This is a genomic window from Pseudomonadota bacterium (genome assembly GCA_039028155.1).
Taxonomy (GTDB): domain Bacteria; phylum Pseudomonadota; class Alphaproteobacteria; order SP197; family SP197; genus JANQGO01.
In genome coordinates, this window is sequence record JBCCIS010000021.1 from 23,313 (window position 1) to 42,815 (window position 19,503).

At 63.5% G+C, this 19,503-nt stretch carries 23 protein-coding genes and 1 tRNA gene; 13 read left to right on the plus strand and 11 right to left on the minus strand.

Features of this window, described 5'->3' with window-relative positions; genetic code table 11:
* The first annotated feature begins 36 nt into the window (after positions 1 to 36).
* The 3 genes from AAF563_12800 (at position 37) to rlmN (ending at position 2,554) form a co-directional block, all read left to right on the plus strand.
* Entirely contained in the window at positions 37 to 576 is a 540-nt protein-coding gene (locus tag AAF563_12800; protein ID MEM7122155.1) for an RNA methyltransferase, read from the plus strand.
* A 226-nt stretch (positions 577 to 802) separates the two neighbouring features.
* A complete protein-coding gene (locus AAF563_12805) occupies positions 803 to 1,315 on the plus strand; it encodes an invasion associated locus B family protein (GenBank protein MEM7122156.1) in 513 nt (170 codons plus the stop codon).
* 117 nt (positions 1,316 to 1,432) lie between these two features.
* A complete protein-coding gene (gene rlmN / locus AAF563_12810; protein MEM7122157.1) occupies positions 1,433 to 2,554 on the plus strand; it encodes a 23S rRNA (adenine(2503)-C(2))-methyltransferase RlmN in 1,122 nt (373 codons plus the stop codon).
* Here the strand turns inward: rlmN and AAF563_12815 are convergent.
* A complete protein-coding gene (locus AAF563_12815) occupies positions 2,551 to 2,769 on the minus strand; it encodes a DUF1127 domain-containing protein (protein MEM7122158.1) in 219 nt (72 codons plus the stop codon). The genes rlmN and AAF563_12815 overlap by 4 nt on opposite strands.
* Positions 2,770 to 2,885: 116 nt before the next feature.
* Between AAF563_12815 and AAF563_12820 the strand changes: the two genes are divergently transcribed.
* A complete protein-coding gene (locus tag AAF563_12820) occupies positions 2,886 to 3,755 on the plus strand; it encodes a LysR substrate-binding domain-containing protein (protein MEM7122159.1) in 870 nt (289 codons plus the stop codon).
* Between the two features lie 192 nt (positions 3,756 to 3,947).
* Positions 3,948 to 5,234 (plus strand): Rid family hydrolase, encoded by a 1,287-nt coding sequence (locus AAF563_12825; protein ID MEM7122160.1) that lies wholly within the window; start codon positions 3,948 to 3,950, stop codon positions 5,232 to 5,234.
* Positions 5,235 to 5,241: 7 nt separating this feature from the next.
* Here AAF563_12825 and AAF563_12830 read toward each other — a convergent pair whose 3' ends face one another.
* The 3 genes from AAF563_12830 to AAF563_12840 form a co-directional block, all read right to left on the minus strand.
* The gene (locus AAF563_12830) at positions 5,242 to 5,751 is read right to left on the minus strand and encodes an NUDIX domain-containing protein (protein ID MEM7122161.1); all 510 of its coding nucleotides are present in this window, start codon (positions 5,749 to 5,751) and stop codon (positions 5,242 to 5,244) included.
* Positions 5,748 to 6,647 carry a YihY/virulence factor BrkB family protein gene (locus AAF563_12835; GenBank protein ID MEM7122162.1) on the minus strand — a complete coding sequence of 300 codons (900 nt, stop codon included), beginning with the start codon at positions 6,645 to 6,647 and terminating at the stop codon, positions 5,748 to 5,750. Before AAF563_12835 ends, AAF563_12830 begins: the two co-directional genes overlap by 4 nt.
* 143 nt (positions 6,648 to 6,790) lie before the next feature.
* Complete coding sequence (locus tag AAF563_12840; protein ID MEM7122163.1) at positions 6,791 to 7,096, minus strand: hypothetical protein; 306 nt, start codon at positions 7,094 to 7,096, stop codon at positions 6,791 to 6,793.
* Between the two features lie 254 nt (positions 7,097 to 7,350).
* Between AAF563_12840 and AAF563_12845 the strand changes: the two genes are divergently transcribed.
* Positions 7,351 to 8,556: an argininosuccinate synthase gene (locus AAF563_12845; GenBank protein ID MEM7122164.1), complete on the plus strand. Its 1,206-nt coding sequence runs from the start codon at positions 7,351 to 7,353 to the stop codon at positions 8,554 to 8,556.
* Between the two features lie 20 nt (positions 8,557 to 8,576).
* Here the strand turns inward: AAF563_12845 and AAF563_12850 are convergent, their stop codons facing one another.
* The 5 genes from AAF563_12850 to AAF563_12870 all read right to left on the minus strand — a co-directional run bounded on the left by AAF563_12850 (position 8,577) and on the right by AAF563_12870 (position 11,532).
* Positions 8,577 to 9,221 carry a glutathione S-transferase family protein gene (locus AAF563_12850; GenBank protein ID MEM7122165.1) on the minus strand — a complete coding sequence of 215 codons (645 nt, stop codon included), beginning with the start codon at positions 9,219 to 9,221 and terminating at the stop codon, positions 8,577 to 8,579.
* 4 nt (positions 9,222 to 9,225) lie between these two features.
* On the minus strand, positions 9,226 to 9,921 hold the full coding sequence (locus AAF563_12855) for an NnrU family protein (protein ID MEM7122166.1): 696 nt from the start codon (positions 9,919 to 9,921) through the stop codon (positions 9,226 to 9,228).
* Between the two features lie 115 nt (positions 9,922 to 10,036).
* Complete coding sequence (folD, locus tag AAF563_12860) at positions 10,037 to 10,924, minus strand: bifunctional methylenetetrahydrofolate dehydrogenase/methenyltetrahydrofolate cyclohydrolase FolD (GenBank protein ID MEM7122167.1); 888 nt, start codon at positions 10,922 to 10,924, stop codon at positions 10,037 to 10,039.
* Entirely contained in the window at positions 10,917 to 11,240 is a 324-nt protein-coding gene (locus AAF563_12865) for a DUF167 family protein (GenBank protein ID MEM7122168.1), read from the minus strand. The genes folD and AAF563_12865 overlap by 8 nt, the downstream gene beginning before the upstream one ends.
* A 4-nt stretch (positions 11,241 to 11,244) precedes the next feature.
* Positions 11,245 to 11,532: a YggT family protein gene (locus AAF563_12870; GenBank protein MEM7122169.1), complete on the minus strand. Its 288-nt coding sequence runs from the start codon at positions 11,530 to 11,532 to the stop codon at positions 11,245 to 11,247.
* Between the two features lie 151 nt (positions 11,533 to 11,683).
* On the opposite strand from AAF563_12870, the gene AAF563_12875 reads away from it, so the two are divergent.
* The 4 genes from AAF563_12875 to AAF563_12890 all read left to right on the plus strand — a co-directional run bounded on the left by AAF563_12875 (position 11,684) and on the right by AAF563_12890 (position 13,724).
* Entirely contained in the window at positions 11,684 to 12,118 is a 435-nt protein-coding gene (locus tag AAF563_12875; GenBank protein MEM7122170.1) for an aldehyde-activating protein, read from the plus strand.
* A gap of 74 nt (positions 12,119 to 12,192) precedes the next feature.
* Positions 12,193 to 12,268: transfer RNA gene (locus AAF563_12880), tRNA-Ala, on the plus strand.
* A gap of 106 nt (positions 12,269 to 12,374) precedes the next feature.
* Entirely contained in the window at positions 12,375 to 13,229 is an 855-nt protein-coding gene (locus AAF563_12885; protein ID MEM7122171.1) for a CoA ester lyase, read from the plus strand.
* A 69-nt stretch (positions 13,230 to 13,298) separates the two neighbouring features.
* The gene (locus tag AAF563_12890) at positions 13,299 to 13,724 is read left to right on the plus strand and encodes a GFA family protein (protein ID MEM7122172.1); all 426 of its coding nucleotides are present in this window, start codon (positions 13,299 to 13,301) and stop codon (positions 13,722 to 13,724) included.
* Positions 13,725 to 13,727: 3 nt separating this feature from the next.
* On the opposite strand, the gene AAF563_12895 is transcribed toward AAF563_12890, so the two are convergent.
* The gene (locus AAF563_12895) at positions 13,728 to 15,368 is read right to left on the minus strand and encodes a CocE/NonD family hydrolase (protein ID MEM7122173.1); all 1,641 of its coding nucleotides are present in this window, start codon (positions 15,366 to 15,368) and stop codon (positions 13,728 to 13,730) included.
* 10 nt (positions 15,369 to 15,378) lie between these two features.
* The gene (locus AAF563_12900; protein MEM7122174.1) at positions 15,379 to 17,127 is read right to left on the minus strand and encodes a CocE/NonD family hydrolase; all 1,749 of its coding nucleotides are present in this window, start codon (positions 17,125 to 17,127) and stop codon (positions 15,379 to 15,381) included.
* 177 nt (positions 17,128 to 17,304) lie between these two features.
* On the opposite strand from AAF563_12900, the gene AAF563_12905 reads away from it, so the two are divergent.
* From AAF563_12905 to AAF563_12915, 3 genes are all read left to right on the plus strand, one after another.
* Positions 17,305 to 17,820, plus strand: coding sequence for a hypothetical protein (locus tag AAF563_12905; GenBank protein MEM7122175.1), 516 nt, complete (start codon positions 17,305 to 17,307; stop codon positions 17,818 to 17,820).
* A gap of 80 nt (positions 17,821 to 17,900) precedes the next feature.
* Positions 17,901 to 18,458 carry an AAA family ATPase gene (locus tag AAF563_12910; protein ID MEM7122176.1) on the plus strand — a complete coding sequence of 186 codons (558 nt, stop codon included), beginning with the start codon at positions 17,901 to 17,903 and terminating at the stop codon, positions 18,456 to 18,458.
* 82 nt (positions 18,459 to 18,540) lie between these two features.
* A complete protein-coding gene (locus AAF563_12915; protein ID MEM7122177.1) occupies positions 18,541 to 19,491 on the plus strand; it encodes a radical SAM protein in 951 nt (316 codons plus the stop codon).
* Positions 19,492 to 19,503 lie beyond the last annotated feature (12 nt).

The following is a 19,503-nucleotide window of genomic DNA, read 5'->3' on the forward strand; positions in this document are numbered from 1 at the left end:
GCCTTCGGGTCGGTTTCTACGTCAGGGTCCGGGATTATGCGCGGATTCTTTGGTGTTGGCGTCGAAGGTATCAGCAAAGCCGGCAACGTGGGCAACCTGTTTCGCTCGGCCCATGGCTTCGGCGCGAGCTTCCTGTTTCTGGTCGCGCCTGATCCGCGCATGGAGTTTCCCAGCGATACCTCCGCCAGCCAGCGCAGCCTGCCCGTCTATACCTATGCCGGCATCGACGACATGCGCCTGCCGGAGGGTTGCCAGCTGGTTGGCGTCGAACTGACCGCCGACGCAGTCGACCTGCCCAGCTTCCATCACCCCCACGGCGCGGCCTATGTGCTGGGGCCGGAGCGGGGCAGCCTGTCGCCGGCCATGCTGGAACGCTGCGAACATGTGGTGCGCATCCCGACCAGCTTCTGCATCAATGTCGCGACCGCCGGCGCCATCGTCATGTACGACCGTATGCGTGCGCTGGGCCGTTTCGCCCACCGCCCGGTCTCGCCGATCATGCCGGCCGAACCCCTGCCACACCACGTGCACGGCGATCCGATTTCGCGCAAACGCCCGCCACGGCGCGATCGGTAGTTTTGTGCGCTTAATGGCGCGCGGCGTGGCCGGCCCTCTCCCCCTCCCGACCACCCATGGCAGCATCCTCGTGGGTGGTCGGGAGGGGGAGAGGGCCGGTGGTGCCTGGCGTCGAGCCCTTGGGCTCGACACACCACAAATACGGCAAAGCGCCTTAGCTTTGCCCTGTTTCGGACATGCTGGTAAGACTACTCTCCAGGGGATATCGACAAACGGGTTGGACACGATGCAGCAACGTGGACTTATTCTGGTGGTGGTTTTGGCGGCGATGGTGACGGCGGCCGCCGTCGCGCGGGCACAGGAGCCGCGCGCCATCGGCGTCTTTAACGATTGGGTCGCCTACACCTACCAGGCCGGCAGCGAGAAGGTCTGTTACATCGGCAGCCAGCCGACGACGGATGAAGGCAACTATACCGAGCGCGGTGACATCTGGGCCCTGGTGACGCACCGCAGTCCCGGCACCAAGGGCGTGGTTAGCATCATCATCGGCTACAACTTCAAGGAAAACTCCGACGTCTCGATCAAGATCGGCAGTAACACCTATAGCCTGTTCACCCAGGGCGATACCGCGTGGACCCGGGTCGAGGCCGACGACGCCTCGCTGGTCGCGGCCATGAAGGCGGGCAGTCGCATGGAGGTGCGCGGCGTGTCGTGGCGCGGCACGGAGACCAAGGACACCTATTCGCTCTCCGGCTTCACCAAAGCCTACGAGGCGATCACGACGGCCTGCACGGGTTAGGCCCAGCAAGGAACCAATGCGCTCGCATCCCGGCTCTCCGGCCGGGATGCTTCATTGCGTCTGGTGCTGATTCACAGGCATTTGGCTTAAGCCGCGATCATCTCTATATGTCGCGTCATGGAAGACGCGGGCCATAACTTGAGCGAACGCAAGAACCTGATCGGATTGTCGCGCGCCGAGCTCGCCGACGAGATGGCGGCGTTCGGCGAAAAATCGTTTCGCGTCAAGCAGTTATGGCATTGGATCTACTTTCGCGGCGTGACCGATTTCGCCGAGATGACGACGCTTTCCAAGCCGCTGCGCGCGCGCCTGGCCGAGCACTACTGCCTTGATAGACCTCATGTGGCGCGCCATCAAGTGTCCGAGGACCGGACCCAGAAATGGCTTTTGAAGGTAGCCGACGGTCATCTGGTGGAGAGCGTGCATATCCCGGAAGACGATCGCGGCGCGCTCTGCATGTCGTCCCAGGTCGGCTGCACGCTGACCTGCACGTTCTGCCACACCGGCACCCAACGCCTGGTGCGCAACCTGACGCCCGGCGAGATCGTCGGCCAGTTCATGCTGGCCCGCGACAGCCTGGGCGAATGGCCGTCGCCGACCGGTGATGCGCGCCAGCTCTCCAACATCGTCATGATGGGCATGGGCGAGCCGCTCTATAACTTCGAGAACGTCAAACAGGCGCTGCAGATCGTCATGGACGAGGAGGGTATCTCGCTGTCGCGCCGGCGCATCACGCTGTCGACGTCGGGCGTCGTCCCGATGATGCAGCGTTGCGGCGACGAACTGCGCGTCGATCTCGCCGTCTCGCTGCACGCGGTGACCGACGACATCCGCACGCAACTGGTGCCGCTTAACAAGAAGTACCCGATCGCGGAACTGCTCGATGCGTGCCGGCGTTATCCGGGTGCCAACAACGCGCGGCGCATCACCTTCGAATACGTCATGCTGAAGGACGTCAACGACAGCGACGCCGACGCTCGCGCGCTGGTCCGTCTGCTGAAGGGCATTCCGGCCAAGGTCAATCTGATCCCGTTCAATCCGTGGCCCGGCGCGCCCTACGAGTGCTCATCGAACAACCGCATTCACGCGTTTTCTCGCATCGTCAACGACGGCGGTCTGTCGGCTCCCGTGCGCCGGCCGCGCGGCCGCGATATTCTCGCGGCCTGCGGCCAGCTGAAATCCGACACGGTCAAGAAACGCAAAAGCGACCTGCTGCACGAGGCGGCCGCGGCAACTTAAGCCAGCGGGTCGTCCCAGAACCAGCGGCGCGCTTCCTGGCGGGCATCGTAATGGGTGATGCCGATATCGCGCAGAGTGCGTTCGTCAAGGCGGGCAAGCTGGCGCCGCTGACGGGACAGCTCATGCCAACGCAGGAGCCGCTGGCCGATCGAGGCGGTGATACCGCCGCCGCGTCTTTCGCTCTGGCCATGGTCGCTTAAGGTCAGGATTCGCATAGCCTTTCTCCACTTCCGGCCTCATGTCGTGGGCTAGAAGTGGGGCATCTACCTTGATCAATCCAACGAATTGAATAGATACTATCTATCAAGAATGTTGATAGAGGCGTGGCGCCATGAACAACCTGGATACGGATCTCCTCAGGAGCTTCCTGGCCATCGTGGACTCCGGCAGCGTGACGCGGGCGGCAGAGCAGGTGCATCGCACCCAGTCGGCGGTCAGCATGCAGATCCGGCGCCTGGAAGAGGCGGTCGGCAAGACCCTGTTTTCCCGCAACGGCCGCCAGATGGTGTTGACCAGCGACGGCGAGACACTGGTCGGCTACGCGCGGCGCCTGATCCGCCTGAACGATGAGGCGGTGGCGCGGTTCGCCGGACCGGAGTTGACGGGTGGCGTCAGGCTCGGCGTGCCCGATGATTATGTCGCGCGTTTTCTGCCCACCGTTCTCGTGCGTTTCGCCAACGAGTATCCGATGGTCGAGGTCGAGGTCAGCACCGAAAACAGCATCGTGCTGGATCAAATGTTGCGCCGCGACGAGCTCGATCTGGCGTTGATCAGCTGTGCCGTGGTCGAGGATCCCGGCGAGCTGATCCATCGCGAACCGATGGCCTGGGTCGTCTCGGCCAAGCATCTGGTGCATGACGTCGACCCAGTGCCCTTGGCGTTGACGGAGCCGGGCTGTCAGATGCGTTCCCACGCGCTTGCCGCGCTCGACAGCGTGGGCAGGCCCTATCGCATCGCCTATTCCAGCCGCAGTTACACGGGCCTCGCGGTCTTCGTCGGCACCGGTCTGGCGGTCGCGGCCGTTGCCGAGAGTTCGGTGACACCGGAGATGCGGGTGTTGACGGAGGCGGAAGGGTTTCCTGCCATGCCGCCGGTCGACGTCGGCTTGAAGCGCGCGCCGGGCGCACGCACCGAGGCGACCGAGAAGCTCGCGGATGCGCTGATGGAAAGCGTGCGCGGCGCGGCTAACCTGGCGGCCTGATAAAAGGTTAATTCGCCGGTCTCATGTGAAGTCTTTTCAGATCACGATCCCGCGTCGAGAACGCCAGCATTTCCGCGATTCCTGACGATCGCGGCATCTGTGCGAACCTGCCGATTAATCCAATTGGGGGGATTTGCCGCCGTCATGTGAAGCCGCTTCACATGACCGTGCGGCGGTCCGCCGGTGCGCGCCTTGCCAGACATTTCGGTCAACGCCATGCTGCGTGCGATCAAAAACTCGGGGGACATCATGGAGAAGCAGCACGTGTGGCCGGACGATCACTGGAACTGGCCGATCACGATCTGTCACAAGCACGGGGTGCGTTGCGGCGAGATGATCTGGGTCGGCGGCCAGGTCGACCTGACGTCGGAAGGGGCGGTCAGGCACGCTGATGATCTGGCAACCCAGACGAAAGAGGTCATGGCTTACTTCGACCGGGTGCTTCGCGACCTCGGTGCCGATCTCGCCGACCTCGTCACCCTGCATTGTTTCTACGTCAACGACGGCTCTGTCGATGAGACCGCCTTTCTCAAGATGGTCGGCGACACCTTGCCCGAAGGCGCCAAGCCGGCGGTCTCCGCAGTACCGGTTCCCTATCTCGGTTATGCGGGGATGCGTGTTGAGATCGAAGGCTATGCCATGCTGGGCAAGGACGGCGCCAAGCTGCCGCGCACTTACGCGCCGGACGAGGGCCCGGGCGCCTTGCCGGCGCCCTTCGCGCGCGCCGTTCGCTGCGGCAAGATGATCTTTGTCAGCGCCCAGGCGCCTGTCGACGAGACGGGCGCGGTGATGGCCACAGGCGATATCGTCGCCCAGACCAAACAGGTCATGAAACAGGTTGGCGAGGCGCTCGGCGCGTTTGGCGCCGGCTATGACGACGTCGTCAAGATCAGCCGCTGGTATGCCGGCAACGTCGGCATCGACGACTTTGAACCGGCGGCGCTCGCCTGCGCCGGCCACTTCAACGAGCCCGGCCCCGCCGCGACCGGCATTCCGGTGCCGCGCCACGCCAACGGCGACGTCAAAATCAAGATCGGCGTCGTCGCCATGCTGGGCGAGGACGGCAGCCACCTGCCGCGCAAACACGTGTGGCCCGACAGTCTGTGGGACTGGCACGTCCACCTGCCCTACAAACATGGGCTCAAGTGCGAGGAGATGATCTTCCTGGGTGGTCAGGTGTCGCTCAACAAGAAGGGCGAAGCGGTCCATCCCGACGACCTGACGGCCCAGACCCATCAGGCGATGGTGCATATCGGCACGATCCTGAACGAGCTGGGCGCGGACTATGACGACGTCTGCAAGGTGCTGGCGTTTTATCAGGGCGATTGCGGGCCCGATGCGCTGCACGCCAACCTGCCGGTCCGCGCGTCGTACTTCTCCGATCCCGGACCTGCGACTACCGGTATCCCGCTACCGGCACTCGCCTATCCCTCGATGGTTATCGAGATCGATATCTTTGCCATGAAGGAAAAGGACTGAAACCGCTCTAGGCGACGTCGCGCGGTGTCGGGCCCAGCGATCCGTTGAGCCAGCCCTCGATCGTCTGCGCCAGGCAGGTCGGCAGAATAACGTCGCTGGTCGCCGCCAACGTGTCACGCGACCACCACCTGACGTCGCGCAACAATTCAAGCTCGTCAGCATGCTGGCGCGAAATGTCAAACGCCGGCTCGACCTCGTGATGCCGCGCGATGAACAGGTGTTCGATGCAAGCGGTGTGGACACCGTCGATGAGCAACTCGTAGCGGCGGCGCAGGACCGGACCGCGCATCGCGATGTCCGCGAACCCGGTTTCTTCGAACAGCTCTCTGCTGGCGGCTTGCTCCAGACTTTCGTCGCCTTCCACGCCGCCGCCCGGCGTCACCCAGTAGTCGACCAGATCCGGGTCGTTGGGGTCGACATAGTAGCTGTCGTCGACATAGCGCAGCAGCAGCGTGTTCGCGGCGCCATCCAGCAGGATGACGCGGGCCGAACGGCGCACCGGCAGATTGGCGGTCACGATTCCTTGGCTGCCCTGTCGCGCAACGCCTGCATGATCGACGCGTTCAGCTCGGCGCCGAAAATGAAGACCATGGCGCTGACGAAGAAGAACATCAGCGCCCCGATGACACCGCCCAGGCTGCCATAGGTCACCGAGTAGTTGCCGACATTGCTGAGGTAGAGCGAGTAAAGCGTCGCGATAACGAGCCAGGACACACAGGCAAAGAACGCGCCCGGCAAAACGTGAAACCACCTTTGCCGCACGTTCGGCAAGAACCGGTAGAGCACGCAGATCACGATGAACAGGCCAAGCGCGCCCGTCGCATAGCGCACGGTGTTGTAGAGGCCGAACAGATCCTCAGGGATTTCGAAGAGGTAGTTGACGGCTTGCCAGATCAGCGGCCCGATCACGATGGTGATCATGACGACCAGAATGGCCATGGCGCCGACTACGACAAAGGCGAGCCCCTGCAGGCGGCGCCACCAGAATGGTCGGCGGTCGGGCGCGCCATAGGCTCGGTCCATGGCTGTGCGCAGCGCCTCCACACCCGATGATGAAACCCACAGCGTGCCGAGAATACTGATGGTCAAAATGCCTTCGCGCGGCGGCTGCTGAATGATGCTTGAGATCACCGGATAGAGCGCCTGTCCGACCTCGTCAGGCAGGTATTCGAAGGCGTAGTCGACAAACTCGCGCACCTGTTCGGTCTGCCCGATGACGCCTGACAGGGAGACCAGAAAGACAATGAAAGGAAACATCGCCAGGAGCGCGCTGAAGGCCATGTAGCCAGCCGACGATGGTGCCTCGTGGGCAAAGAAGTTGGTGATGGCGCGCCAGACAGGGCGCCACACCGCCAGCAGGACCCCCTGGCGCGCCGGTTTCGTGTGGTCGGATTGGTCCGCTGGTTGAGCCATCTGTGCCAATTTCGGCCAGACGCTCGCTCACGGCAAGCCCCGCGCGTCAGGACGGGACGTGTTCCCTATGGAGAAAAGCAAAGGGCCGGGAACCCCTGAGGATCCCCGGCCCTTCTAACACCGCCGATACCGCAGATTGGGGATCAGGTGGTAGACGGGAGATTCTCAACGGGGGGTAGCCCGTGAGACACTGCGCAGCTCAGTGTCCCGTCATTCTCGGCGGTGCATACGGTGACCTCACCGGTCGTCTCGTTCAGGCGCCAAACGCCGTCCTCGCTGTTGTGGAGGATGCGGAACGCCTCGGTTTGTGGCTGGCTGTCGCCGGCCACCGATTGTGCGATGGAGACGGAGGCAATAGTCGCGATCGCCAACGTGGAACCGATGATGGCGATATAGCGCCGGGCCGTTTTGCGCGCCTGTGCCTCGGTCATTGTCTCAATCTGGTACATACTGGTCCCTAAACCTGACTTACCCTGACAACCGATCGCGCCATCGGCCGTCCCTGGTGATGAGTTGAGCAAGCGCTGTGCCAGTCCACTGTGCTTGCGGTCACGAAGCGCTTCCCTTAAACAGCCGCGCCGGGTGCGCAGTCTGGATAAAAGACCGATCCCGGGCATTAACACGTTGATTTAAATGGGAAATACTATGCCAGGGTCATGGCGGCACGATCAGACACCCTGGCGTTTTGGGCGGAAGGACGGCCATGGAAAAGGTTAACAAAGTTGTACTCGCCTACTCCGGCGGTCTCGACACATCGGTCATTCTGCGTTGGCTGCAGGACACCTATGACTGCGAGGTCGTGACGTTCACTGCCGACCTCGGGCAGGGCGAGGAGGTCGAGCCGGCACGCCAGAAGGCCGAGATGATGGGGATCAAGGAGATCTTCGTCGAAGACCTGCGCGAGGAGTTTGTGCGCGACTACGTGTTCCCGATGTTCCGCGCCAACGCGGTTTATGAAGGCGTCTATCTGCTCGGCACCTCGATCGCACGACCGCTGATCGCCAAACGTCAGATCGAGATCGCCGCTGAAACCGGCGCCGACGCGGTCGCCCATGGCGCGACCGGCAAGGGCAACGACCAAGTTCGTTTCGAACTCAGTTACTACGCCCTTAACCCCGACATCCGCGTCATCGCTCCGTGGCGCACCTGGGATCTGACCTCACGCACGCGCCTGATCGAGTTCGCCGAGAAACATCAGATCCCGATCCCCAAGGACAAGCGCGGCGAGGCGCCGTTCTCCGTCGACGCCAACCTGCTGCACATCTCTGCCGAAGGAAAGGTGCTGGAGGACCCGGCCGACGAGGCGCCGGAGTACGTCTATTCACGAACGGTCGCGCCGGAGGATGCGCCGGACTCGCCGCAGATCGTCGAGATCGGTTTTGAGGCCGGCGATCCGGTTTCCGTCGATGGCGAGCCGCTGTCGCCGGCGTCCCTTTTGACGCGACTTAACGAGCTGGGCGGCGCGCACGGCATCGGCCGGCTCGACATGGTCGAGAACCGGTTCGTCGGCATGAAGAGCCGGGGCGTCTACGAGACGCCGGGGGGCACGGTGCTGGCGGTCGCACATCGCGCGATGGAGTCGATCACACTCGACCGCGGTGCGGCGCACCTCAAAGACGAGGTGATGCCGCGCTATGCGGAGCTGATCTATAACGGCTTCTGGTTCTCGCCCGAACGCCGCATGTTGCAGGCGCTGATCGACAAGAGCCAGGAAGGTGTTTCCGGAACCGTGCGTCTCAAACTCTACAAGGGAAGCGCGACCGTGGTCGGGCGCGCCTCGCCGAACTCGCTCTACAGCCTTGAGCACGTGACGTTCGAGGAAGACGCGGTCTACGACCAGCGCGACGCCGAGGGTTTCATCAAACTCAACGCGCTGCGCCTGCGCCTCGACCGACGCCGCCAGGGCTGACCGGCGCCAACGCAATCGGATCAATAGTCGAGCCGGCCCTTAAGATCGGCGAAGTCGAGCATGATGTGCTGGCGAAACGCCGGGCGCTCGCGAAGGCGGGCATACCAGGCCTCGACGGCGGGAAGGTCGGGCCGATCGATATCCAGTTCGAAGTAGCGGTAAAGCGATGTCGCGGCGGGGATGTCGGCCAACGTCAGGCGATCACCGGCAAGGTAGGCGCTGTGCGTTAGCTGACCGTCGAGCAGGCGAAAGCAGGCTGTGCACCGCGCCATGGCGTCGGCGATGAAGTTGGCATCGCGACGGTCTTCGGGCGTGCGGTAGTAACCCCAGAAGAGATCCATGAAGTCGGGCTCTAGCCGGGTGTGGCCCCAGTCCATCCATCGCTCGATCTCGGACCGGCGCGCCGGGTCGGTCGGCCAAAAGCGGTCGGGGCCATGGCGTGCGGCCAGGTAACGAAGGATCGTGTGGGATTCCCAAACGACCGTGCCGTCGTCGTCGATCACCGGGATGCGCCCGGTCGGATTCATCGCCAGGAAGTCCGGCGCGTCCAGGCCGCCCGCCGCGCCGCCGGCGTCGATATGGTGGTGGTCCAGTTCAAGCTCGCCGATCAGCCACAGAACCTTCTGGACGTTGAACGCGCTGCGCCGGCCCCAGATCGTCAGCATGGGTTCAATGCGGGATCGGGTCGACGCCGATGACAAGTTCATGGAACTTGATCAACGCGACATAGGCGATGACAGCCAGGAGAACGCGCCACAGGCCGATCTCGCGCCAGACGAACTTGTTGCGCCCGGCGATGATGGCGGCAAAGGGTATGAAACTGGTCGTCTGTTCGAAGCCGTCCCAGGTCCGCCCTAGCTGCTGGCGCTTGCGCGCTTCCTGGCTCGCTGCGCCGGCATAGGCCAGGAGCGCGAGCGCACCGAAGAAGATCAGCGAGGCGACATCGCCGTTCGAGATGAAGTGGGCGATGGCCCATAGCCCGATGCCCCAGAAGACGGGGTGGCGGGTGACGCGAAGAATGCCGGTGACCGTATCGGGTTCGGAGAACAAGCGCTCGGCCTGAACCGCTGTCGGGTTGGGTGTGGCGAAGCCCAAGATAGCGAACAGGACGGCCGGTATCATGATGACCCAGGTCAACATCTTCAGCCACGGACCGGCGACCCAGAGCCCCTCGTAAGGCGCATCAGCATAGGCCCAGACGAACCAGATCATGGTGGCCAGGGCAAGGCCGGAGAAGAAACCGAGATAACCGGCTTCGGTCAAGGAGCGCGACAGCACCCCGCGAAGCGGCGTGCCCGACAACAGGAAATGGCTGCCGACAAATGCGATCGCCGCAACGATCAGCATGAGCATGGTCTGCGTCATTGCTTCACCCAGTAAGCCCGCGCAAGGAGCCGCTCTCTGGCAGGATCGAGCCAACGAACGCCTTCTATCTCATATGGGTGTGTTTCGCGCTCCTGCCACGGCTTATGGGCCGGTTTCAGCCTTCCGGCACGTCGACGCCATGCTGGCGGCAAGCGGCGGTCAGGGTGTTGACCAGAAGGCAGGCGATGGTCATCGGCCCGACGCCGCCGGGGACCGGCGTGATGGCGCCGGCGACCTTGACCGCCTCGGCGAAGTCGACATCGCCGACCAGCTTCATCTTGCCGTCACGCTCGATGCGGTTGATGCCGACATCAATGACCGTGGCGCCCGGTTTGATCCAGTCGCCCTTCACCATTTCCGGCCGGCCGACGGCGGCGACCAGAACGTCGGCGCCGCGCACCACGTCCGGCAGATCGCGGGTGCGCGAATGGGCGATGGTGACGGTGCAGTTGTCCTGCAACAGAAGCTGCGCCATCGGCTTGCCGACGATGTTGGAGCGTCCCAGCACGACGGCGTTCGCTCCAGAGAGCTGATCACCCAACTCGGCGCGCAGCATCATCTGACAGCCCAGCGGCGTGCACGGCACCATGGCGTCCTGACCGGTCGACAGCAGGCCGGTGTTGATGACATGGAAACCATCGACGTCTTTGGCCGGGTTGATCGCGTTGATAATGGCGGCCTCGTCGACCTGATCGGGCAGGGGAAGCTGTACTAGGATGGCATTAACCCGGTCGTCGGCGTTCAGTTCCTCGACCTTAGCCAGGACCTCGTCGTGGCTTGCGGTATCGGGCATGCGGAACTCGAAGCTTTCCATGCCCGCTTCGGTCGTCGCCTTGCCCTTGCTGCGGACGTAGACCTGACTAGCCGGATCCTCGCCGACCAGAACAACCGCCAGGCCGGGTTTGATACCGTGGGCCTTGGTCAGGGCGGCAACCTGGCGGCCGACCTTTTCGCGTACGCCGGCGGCGAAGGCCTTGCCGTCGATAATCTTTGCCTCACTCATGGAATGTCCCCAGCCAGGTTGTCAGGTGTTTGATGGTGGTCGGATCGCCGTCGATGGCGACGACCTTGTTGCGGTCCTTCTGGCCGCCCACGATGGCGAGATCGGAGGGCGGCAGTTTGATGGCCTTGGCCAGGAGTTTGACCAGGGCGCGGTTGGCCTTGCCGCCTTCCGGCGGTTCGGTAACGCGCACTCTTAAAAAGGCACGACCCCCGGCGTCAAGGCCAATGCCGTCAATGCCGGCGCGCGCCGCCTTGGGCTGCAGTCTGACAACCAGCCGGGCGCCGTTCTGGACCGCCTTAAGAGGTGAGGCCGGCAAGGCGTCAAGTGATCGAGACGAAGAGCTCGTTAAGCAGCTTTCTGATGAAGATGATCAAAATCAGAACGACAAGGGGTGATAGGTCGATGCCGCCCATGTTGGGGAGGAAACGGCGGATGGGCCCCAGGACCGGCTCCGTCATGCGATAAAGCGCGGTCCCGATCTGATAAATGATTTGATTCTGGGTGTTCACCATTTTGAACGCCACCAGCCAGCTCATGATGACATGAGCGATCAATATCAACATGTAGATGAACAGGATTTCGTCGATTAGCCAATGTACAGCGCCCATATGACCTCAAGTAACAGAAGTTGAAGACCGAGAATCCAATGCTCGTCGCGCGTTAGACGGACCTATGCGACAATTCTAGTGCAAGCGCCGCCGCCGGTCAGCCCTTTGGCGTGGCCGAGAGATTGGGACGACAAGCACGAGGGACAAGACCATGACACAGATGCGGCGCAGCTTCGAAGGGTCCTGCCATTGTGGCCGGATCAGCGTCCGGTTCGAGACCAACAAAGCACCGGCCTCCCTTGAAGTGCGGACCTGCCAATGCGCGTTCTGCCGCCGCCACGGCGCCCGTGCGATATCCGACCCTGAGGGTTTTATGGCCGTCACGGCCGAGGCCGGGCGCGAAGCCAAGGCCTATCGTTTTGGCCTCGGCGTTACCGACTTCCTGGTCTGTCCGGACTGCGGCTGTTACGTCGCGGCGGTCATGAACGAAGGCGACAAGGCCTACGGCATCGTCAACATCCGCATGCTGGCTGATGAGGCCGCCTTTCCGACCGCCGAGACCCCGCGCGTCTACGATGCGGAGGATGCGGAGGCCCGACTGGCACGCCGCCGCGCCGCGTGGACGCCGATGGCCGCTGCGCCATAGGCGCCCGCCGTCGCGCTTGACAGCATGGGGACCGGCTCTTACATGGTCGCCACTTCGACGGATCTGGCCGGAACGGGGCTGTAGCTCAGTTGGGAGAGCGTCGCGTTCGCAATGCGAAGGTCAGGGGTTCGAATCCCCTCAGCTCCACCAGATCCTCCTTGCTTTCCCTTCTCGATGTTGATGGTTCGGCACATGACCTTGCTGCCGACCCGGTTTCGGCGACAATGCGCATCGTTGTCTTGACGCCGAGGGGTGCATGATCAAACCGCGCCGCAGCTTTATCTTCTCGCCGGGCCTGAGGCCCGACATGTTCCCCAAGGCGCTTGCCTCGGGCGCCGACATTGTCTGCGTCGAGCTGGAAGACGGTATCGCGCCGAAAGACAAGGACGCAGCACGCGCGAGGGCGCTTGCGCTGTTCGCCGAGCCCCAGGCCGATGACGGCGTCGAACGCATCGTGCGCATCAACAGCGTGCGCTCGGCCTTTGGCCTGGCGGATGTCGAAGCGGTGCTCGCCACCGACACGCCACCGCCGTCACTCATGCTGCCCAAGGTCATGACACCGGACGAGGTCATATGGCTGGACGACCTCCTGACCGAACGTGGCCATGAGACGCGATTGCACGTCATCATCGAGACCAATGCCGGCCTGGAGGTCGTGCACGACATCGCGCGCGCCAGCCCACGGATCGAGGCGTTGTTTTTCGGCGGCGTCGACATGGCGGCGGAACTGCGCTGCAAGAACGCATGGCGGCCGCTGCTCTATGCCCGCTCGCGCGTCGTGCACGCCGCTGCCCATGCGGGACTGGATGTGGTCGACGTGCCGTTTCTGGACCTTGAAGACCCCGACGGCATGGCGCGGGAGGCCGCGCTGGCGCGCGACCTCGGCTTCAGCGGCAAGGGTGCGATCCACCCCAAACAGATCGCCGCGCTCAATGACATCTTCACGCCGGACGCGGCGGCGGTCGAGCGCGCCAGGCGAATCACAACGGCATTCGAGGAAGCCGATACGGGCCTTGTCGTGGTCGACGGCAAGCTGATCGAGAAACCGGTCTTGCGCGAGATGTACCGGATCCTGGCTATTGCCGATCGCATGGCATCCCAGGCGCGCTAAGATTTGGCGGGATCGTCACCAACGACAACAGCGGCGGCGTGACGCCGCCGGCGGGAAAGGACTAGGGCAATGGGTGAACCTGTGACCGGCAGCTGTTTGTGTGGCGTCGTGACCTACGCGGTGAACCAGCAGCTGGGCGGTATCATCGCGTGCCACTGCACGGACTGTCAGAAGGCCGCGGGTGCCGGTGCGTCCCACAACGTTGTGGTCAAAGCGGCGAACGTTGAGGTGACCGGCGGCGAGCCGAAGACCTATGCCAAGGTCGTCGACAGCGGGCGGACGCTGATCCGTACGTTCTGCGGCGATTGCGGGTCGCCGCTGTTCTCCCAGCGCAAGGAAACGCCGGAGATGATCGTGATCAAGGCGGGCACGCTGGATGACAAGGCGGACCTGAATCTCGTCATGGATATATGGACCGACAGCGCGGTCGGTTGGATAGCCGACGATCCCGACGTCGAAAATCACCCCGGCAACCGGCCGGTGCCCAAGACCTGACGTTCAGCGCGAGATCACCGGCAGCACGATATGCGAAGGCCTGGCCGCGTCGTGGTGAATCGTCTGTTGCGCCTTTCGCGTCGTCGCGCTGTGAGCGAATGGCGCATCCGTGTTGGGGTTCCTGTCATAGCGCGGGAAATCGCTGCTTGAGATCTCGATCCGCAGGCAGTGCCCGGCGGGAACCTCGTAGCTGACGGACCACATGTCGACATCAATGACGTAGACCTTACCGGGTTCGAGAAGCTGGCGGCCCGCATCTTGATCGCGCAATGCGGCGCGCTGGATGCCATCCTGGATCAGGTTGACCCGGCCGTCCGGGAAGACGTCAACGAGGGCGACCATAAAGTCAGTGTCGGGCGCGTCGCTCTCGATATGGAGGGTGGCTTTGAGCGGGCCGGTGATCTCGGACGGTTCGTTCAGCGGTTCGCTGGTAAAGGTCAGGACGTCGGGCCGCGCCTCGATCGACTGACGATCGTCCATTGCCTGGCAGACGCGCCACGCATCTGTCCCTTCGCTCCACGCGACCGGGTCGGCGGGGTCGTAGGTGCAGTGGTCGGCTGGCTCGTCATCCGGCGCGTCGCGGTCCAGACGGCCGTCGTCCAAACTGTCCCCGGCCGAGCCGGCGCTGTGGAGGTACCAGGTCTGCAGTGCGCAGCCCTCGGGCGGCCAGGTATCGGCATCGCGCCATCCGTTGTCGGCGAGAGTGAAGTAGTGAACCAGACCCGCTGCGCCGAAACCGTTCTCTTGTTCTTTCAGATAACGATCGAAGAAGCCAAGAAAGACCTGCCAGCGATGCTCGCGGTTGCCTTCTCCGAGCCGGTTGAGGCCGACCCGCTGTGTCGTGTCGGAGGTGCAGTAGTGATCCCACGGCCCGATCATCAGGTGGTTGCGGCGGGCCGACGGGTCGGCGTCGCGCAGCCATTGCCACTCTTCCAGCATGGGCCCGGTGAAGTTGTCGTACCAGCCCGTCCAATGCAGGACGGGTATGTCGATCGCCAGCATGGCGTCCAGCCGGTTGCGCGCGGTCCAATAGCGCATGGCGCGTTCGGGGTGCGCGATGACATCGTCGAAGTAGCTGCAGGGAAGACCGGCCTGCTCGGCCATCTCGGCAAGCGGCAGGTGGCGCAGATCGAGTACGTCGGTGTCAGCCGCGATCCGGCCCAGCATGTAGATGCCCCAGATCCCCTCGCTGGCGAGCTTCAGACAGCCCGAACGGTAGCTCCAGTTGTAGCGGTCGAAACCCTGATTGCCCGGCGCGATGCAGACCAGCGCGGGTGGTTTGAGCGAAGCCGCGGCAAAGCAGGTATAGCCGTAGTAGGAATTGCCCCACATGCCGACACGACCGTTCGACCACGGCTGATCGGCGATCCACTGCACGGTGTCGAATCCGTCCTTGGCCTCGGCGTCAATGTCGCTGGCGTCGAAGGTGCCGCCGGAGCCCCACTTGCCGCGCACGTCCTGCACCACAAAGGCATAGCCGGCGTCATGCAGGCGATCGATCAGATCGGGCATGGTCCCGAACGACGTCGCCTTGCCATAGGGCACCCGCGACAGAACGGCGGGAAACGGACCGTCGCCGTCAGGCAGGTGAACATCCGTCGCCAGATCGACGCCGTCGCGCATCGCGACCATGGTGGTGTCCATCACGCCGCGCCTAGCGATGGATTACCGGAAGGACGATGTGCGACGGCCGCGCGCCGTCATGATGGATTGTCTGCTCGGCCTTGATGGTGGTCGCGCTGTGACCATAGGTGCCGCCCGTGTTGGGGTTGCGGTCGTAGCGGTTGAAGTCGCTGCTGGAGATCTCGACGCGCAGGCGGTGGCCTTTCCCCAGCTGATAGCTGGTCGCCCACAGATCGATGGGCAGCGCATAATCCTCGCTAGGGTCAATCGGTTGCGGTGCTTTATCGGGGTCGCGGAAGCCGGTGCGCAAGATGCCGTCCTGGATCATGTTGACGCTGCCATCAGGAAAGACGTCGCAGAGCACGACGGTGAAGTCCGTGTCGGTCGCGCTGGACGCTGCGTGCAGCGTCGCGGTGACGGGACCGGTCAGTTCCATCGGTTCGTCAAGCGGCGCGCTCGTGTAGACCAACACATCGTCGCGCGCCTCGATCGGACGCCGGTCGCCCATAGCGCCGGCGAGCGACCAGCAATCCCACTCGAGGCTCGCCGCGATCGGATTGTCGGGGTCGTAGACAAAGCGGTCGGCTGGTTCGTCGCCGGGCGGCTCCGGTGTCAAGGTGCCGTCGCCATCGGCCGTGTTCGCTTGTCCCGCGCTATGCAGATACCAGGCCTGGTAGTCCGTTCCCTGTAGCGGCCAGTCCTCGGCATCGCGCCAGGTGTCGGCGCCCAAGGTGAAATAGTGGATCGGACCGTTCTTGCCGAAGCCGTTGTCGAGCCCCATCAGGTAGTGGTCGAAGAACGCGACGACGTGATCCCATCGGTGAGGAAAGGCTGACGCGGGCACCGGCATCAGGCCGGCGCGGCCCAACTTGTCGGCGCTGCACTCGTGATCCCACGGACCGATCAGGACGTGGTTGTGACCCGCTGGCGCGTTGGCGTCGGCCAGCCTGCGCCAGTCCGCCAGCATCGGACCCAGATAGTTGTCGTACCAGCCGTCCCAGTGCAGTACCGGGATGCGGATGGTCTCATAACCGGCCAGCAGGCTGCGTTCCTGCCAGAACGGCGAGGGCACCGGGTTGGCGATGACCTGATCGAAATAGCTACTGGGGATGCCGGCGGCATTGGCCATCTCGGCCAGCGGCAGATGCCAGGGATCGATCTTTGAGAGGTCCTGGTACTCGCGCGCCATCATGGAGATCGCCCACATGCCGACCGTGTTCATCTGCAGGCAGCCATTGCGGAACGTCGCCGTGCAGCGGTTCATGGTGATGTCGCCGGGCGCTATGGCGACAAGTGCTGGATGACCGCTGACGCCGCCCGCGTAGCTGGTGAAGCCGAAATAGGATTCGCCCCACATGCCGACCTTGCCGGTCGACCAGGTCTGGCCGGCAATCCAGTCGATGGTGTCATAGGCGTCGTTGACCTCGACCCCGCCGACATTGGGATCGAACGTGCCTTCCGATGCCCACTTGCCGCGCACGTCCTGGGCGACATAGGCGTAGCCCTTGGACGCGAAGTAGGCGCCGATGATCGGCATGTAGCAATAGGGTTCGGTCTTGCCGTAGGGCATGCGGGTCAGCACCGCCGGAAACGGGCCGTCGCCTTCGGGCAGGTAGACGTCAGTTGCCAGGCGCACGCCGTCGCGCATGGCGATCATCTGGTCGGACAGAACGTGCTCCAGCGACGCTCTGTCCGGCGTGTCCGTGGGCAACCGCTCAAACGGCGGCGGCGCCGTCTTCTTGTCCATCTCCGCCGCCAACCCACCTTCGACCGCTGCCATAGTGTTTTCCCCGCCTCGTCGTTTCTGTTTCAATTGTCGCCGGCCCGTCATGGCCTGGCCATCTGTTTTGCGAGGGCGCCTTCAGATAGCCTTTTTCTGAGTATTGCGAATGCGAATTATTCTCAGTATGGTGGTCGGAAGGCCATAAGAAAATTGGGGAATGATCACGTGCAGCCCATGCCGCAAGAGGATATCGAGACAGGCTGGCCAGAGTTGATGGCGGAGCTCGTTCTTGGCGAACGCTTTCTGGTTTGGTCGTTTCGCCGCTGGGTTCTTGGCCTGACTGAAAACGACGGCTCTCACTGGAACGCCGTCTGGCGTGAGTTCGATGGCCGCATGGAACAGCCGGATGGCCCTGTCGCCTTGGCCAACCTGGCCAAGCTGATCCGCGCATTGCAGCTCCACGCCCGCCGCCAGATCCAACACCACCACCCCTGCTGCCCATGCCTGGGCGCTGACGAGGCGTGGTTGGTGAACTTGGTCGCGTCCTGTCAGCATCGTCAGGGTGAATTGACCCGGAACCTTGCCGCCTGGATGGTCGCGCCGGAGGCCTCCGATGGCCTTGTCGAGGCAGGCAGCCGTCTGGCTTACATGATGTTGCGCCACGACCTGCATCTGCCCTATCGCGCGAGAACGCCAGCGGAAGGAACCTGGCAGCCGCAGCTTTCGTTGGCTGGCGGTTCCCTTCACTGAGGTAGCGGCTACGCCGTGCTAGTGGCGCTTCGCCGTCGGGACTGTGCTATGGACGACCGGCAGGCGGCCTCTAGGACAACATGCGCAAAATCCACATCACCGGTGCGTCGGGATCCGGGACGACGACACTTGGCCGCGCGCTTGGCGAACGGCTGGGGTGGGCGCATCTCGACAGCGACGACTTCTTCTGGGTCAAGACCGATCCGCCGTTTCAGACGAAGCGGGACACGCAGGAACGAACCGACTCACTGTTGGCGGCATTGGGCGCGGCGCCAGCTTGGGTCTTGTCGGGCTCGATCATGGGCTGGAGCAGACTGGAGCCGCCCGGCTTCGATCTGGTGATTTTCCTCAGTCTGCCCAGCGACGTTCGAATGGCGCGCCTGAGAGCCCGCGAGGAGGAGCGTTATGGCGCGGCAGCCCTGGAGCCGAACGGCGCCCAATATCAGGAGTCCGTCGATTTTCTCGCCTGGGCGGCGGCCTATGAAGAGGCCGAGACGGTCGGGCGGAACCGCATCGCGCACGAACGCTGGCTTGCCGAACAGACCTGTCCCATTCTGAGACTGGACAGCACGAATAGCGTCCAGCACAACGTAGAGGCGGTGGTTACGTGGCTTCATCGGTCGATAGATTGTTCGTGAGCAGGCAGCGCGGCGCATTGACCGGCCGGTCAGCCGTCGCCACGTTCGCCCGTGGGATCGGTTTATCGTTTTGGGAGCTTTTATGTCCGTCTTAGACGTCGTCCCGCCGCCCGGCGCGAAGTTCACCGATCCCGATATCACCGCCAAGGGCGAGCGCAGGGCGCATGTCGCTCTCAACCAACTCCAGACCCTTTGGATCAACACGGGCACGCTGTGCAACTTGGCCTGTGCCGGCTGCTACATCGAATCGAGCCCGCGCAACGACCGGTTGGTTTACATCACCGCCGACGAGGTCGCCGCCTACTACGACGAGATCGAACGAGACGGCCTGGCGACCGAGGAGATCGGTTTCACCGGCGGCGAGCCATTCATGAACCCGCAGTTCATGACCATGGTCGAGGATGCGCTCGTGCGCGGCTTCCGGGCCCTGATCCTGACCAACGCCATGCGCCCCATGATGAAATGTGCCGACGAGCTGCTGGCGCTAAAGGAACGCTTCGGCGATCGCCTCATCGTGCGGGTTTCGGTCGACCACTACACCCAGGATCTTCACGAGCTGGAGCGCGGTGCGCGTGCGTGGCAGACAACGTTGAACGGGCTGATCTGGCTGGCGCGCAACGGGTTCAGCATTCACGTCGCCGGCCGCACCATGTGGGGTGAGGAAGAAGCCCGTCTGCGCGACGGCTTCCGTAAGCTGTTTGCCGAGAACGGCATCCCGGTCGACGCCGACGATCCCGCGGCCATGGTCCTGTTCCCGGAAATGGACCTTGCCGCCGAAGTGCCGGAAATCACCGAAGCCTGCTGGGGCATTCTGGGCGTCCACCCCGATGACATGATGTGCTCGAGCTCGCGCATGGTGGTGAAGCGCAAGGGTGCCGAACAGCCAGCGGTCGTCGCCTGCACCTTGCTGGCCTACGAGCCGGACTTCGAACTGGGCGCGACGTTGGCCGATGCCAAGCGCTCGGTGAAGCTTAACCACCCCCACTGCGCCAAGTTCTGCGTCCTCGGCGGCGGCTCCTGCAGCAAGGCGTAGGTCTCCCTCGCC

Coding starts and splice junctions, on each gene's coding strand:
- AAF563_12800 (MEM7122155.1), top strand. CDS start 37: ATGCGCGGATTCTTTGGTGTTGGCGTCGAAGGTATCAGCAAAGCCGGC.
- AAF563_12805 (MEM7122156.1), top strand. CDS start 803: ATGCAGCAACGTGGACTTATTCTGGTGGTGGTTTTGGCGGCGATGGTG.
- rlmN (MEM7122157.1), top strand. CDS start 1,433: ATGGAAGACGCGGGCCATAACTTGAGCGAACGCAAGAACCTGATCGGA.
- AAF563_12815 (MEM7122158.1), bottom strand. CDS start 2,769: ATGCGAATCCTGACCTTAAGCGACCATGGCCAGAGCGAAAGACGCGGC.
- AAF563_12820 (MEM7122159.1), top strand. CDS start 2,886: ATGAACAACCTGGATACGGATCTCCTCAGGAGCTTCCTGGCCATCGTG.
- AAF563_12835 (MEM7122162.1), bottom strand. CDS start 6,647: ATGGCTCAACCAGCGGACCAATCCGACCACACGAAACCGGCGCGCCAG.
- AAF563_12840 (MEM7122163.1), bottom strand. CDS start 7,096: ATGTACCAGATTGAGACAATGACCGAGGCACAGGCGCGCAAAACGGCC.
- AAF563_12845 (MEM7122164.1), top strand. CDS start 7,351: ATGGAAAAGGTTAACAAAGTTGTACTCGCCTACTCCGGCGGTCTCGAC.
- AAF563_12850 (MEM7122165.1), bottom strand. CDS start 9,221: ATGCTGACGATCTGGGGCCGGCGCAGCGCGTTCAACGTCCAGAAGGTT.
- AAF563_12855 (MEM7122166.1), bottom strand. CDS start 9,921: ATGACGCAGACCATGCTCATGCTGATCGTTGCGGCGATCGCATTTGTC.
- folD (MEM7122167.1), bottom strand. CDS start 10,924: ATGAGTGAGGCAAAGATTATCGACGGCAAGGCCTTCGCCGCCGGCGTA.
- AAF563_12870 (MEM7122169.1), bottom strand. CDS start 11,532: ATGGGCGCTGTACATTGGCTAATCGACGAAATCCTGTTCATCTACATG.
- AAF563_12875 (MEM7122170.1), top strand. CDS start 11,684: ATGACACAGATGCGGCGCAGCTTCGAAGGGTCCTGCCATTGTGGCCGG.
- AAF563_12885 (MEM7122171.1), top strand. CDS start 12,375: ATGATCAAACCGCGCCGCAGCTTTATCTTCTCGCCGGGCCTGAGGCCC.
- AAF563_12890 (MEM7122172.1), top strand. CDS start 13,299: ATGGGTGAACCTGTGACCGGCAGCTGTTTGTGTGGCGTCGTGACCTAC.
- AAF563_12895 (MEM7122173.1), bottom strand. CDS start 15,368: ATGGACACCACCATGGTCGCGATGCGCGACGGCGTCGATCTGGCGACG.
- AAF563_12900 (MEM7122174.1), bottom strand. CDS start 17,127: ATGGCAGCGGTCGAAGGTGGGTTGGCGGCGGAGATGGACAAGAAGACG.
- AAF563_12905 (MEM7122175.1), top strand. CDS start 17,305: ATGCCGCAAGAGGATATCGAGACAGGCTGGCCAGAGTTGATGGCGGAG.
- AAF563_12910 (MEM7122176.1), top strand. CDS start 17,901: ATGCGCAAAATCCACATCACCGGTGCGTCGGGATCCGGGACGACGACA.
- AAF563_12915 (MEM7122177.1), top strand. CDS start 18,541: ATGTCCGTCTTAGACGTCGTCCCGCCGCCCGGCGCGAAGTTCACCGAT.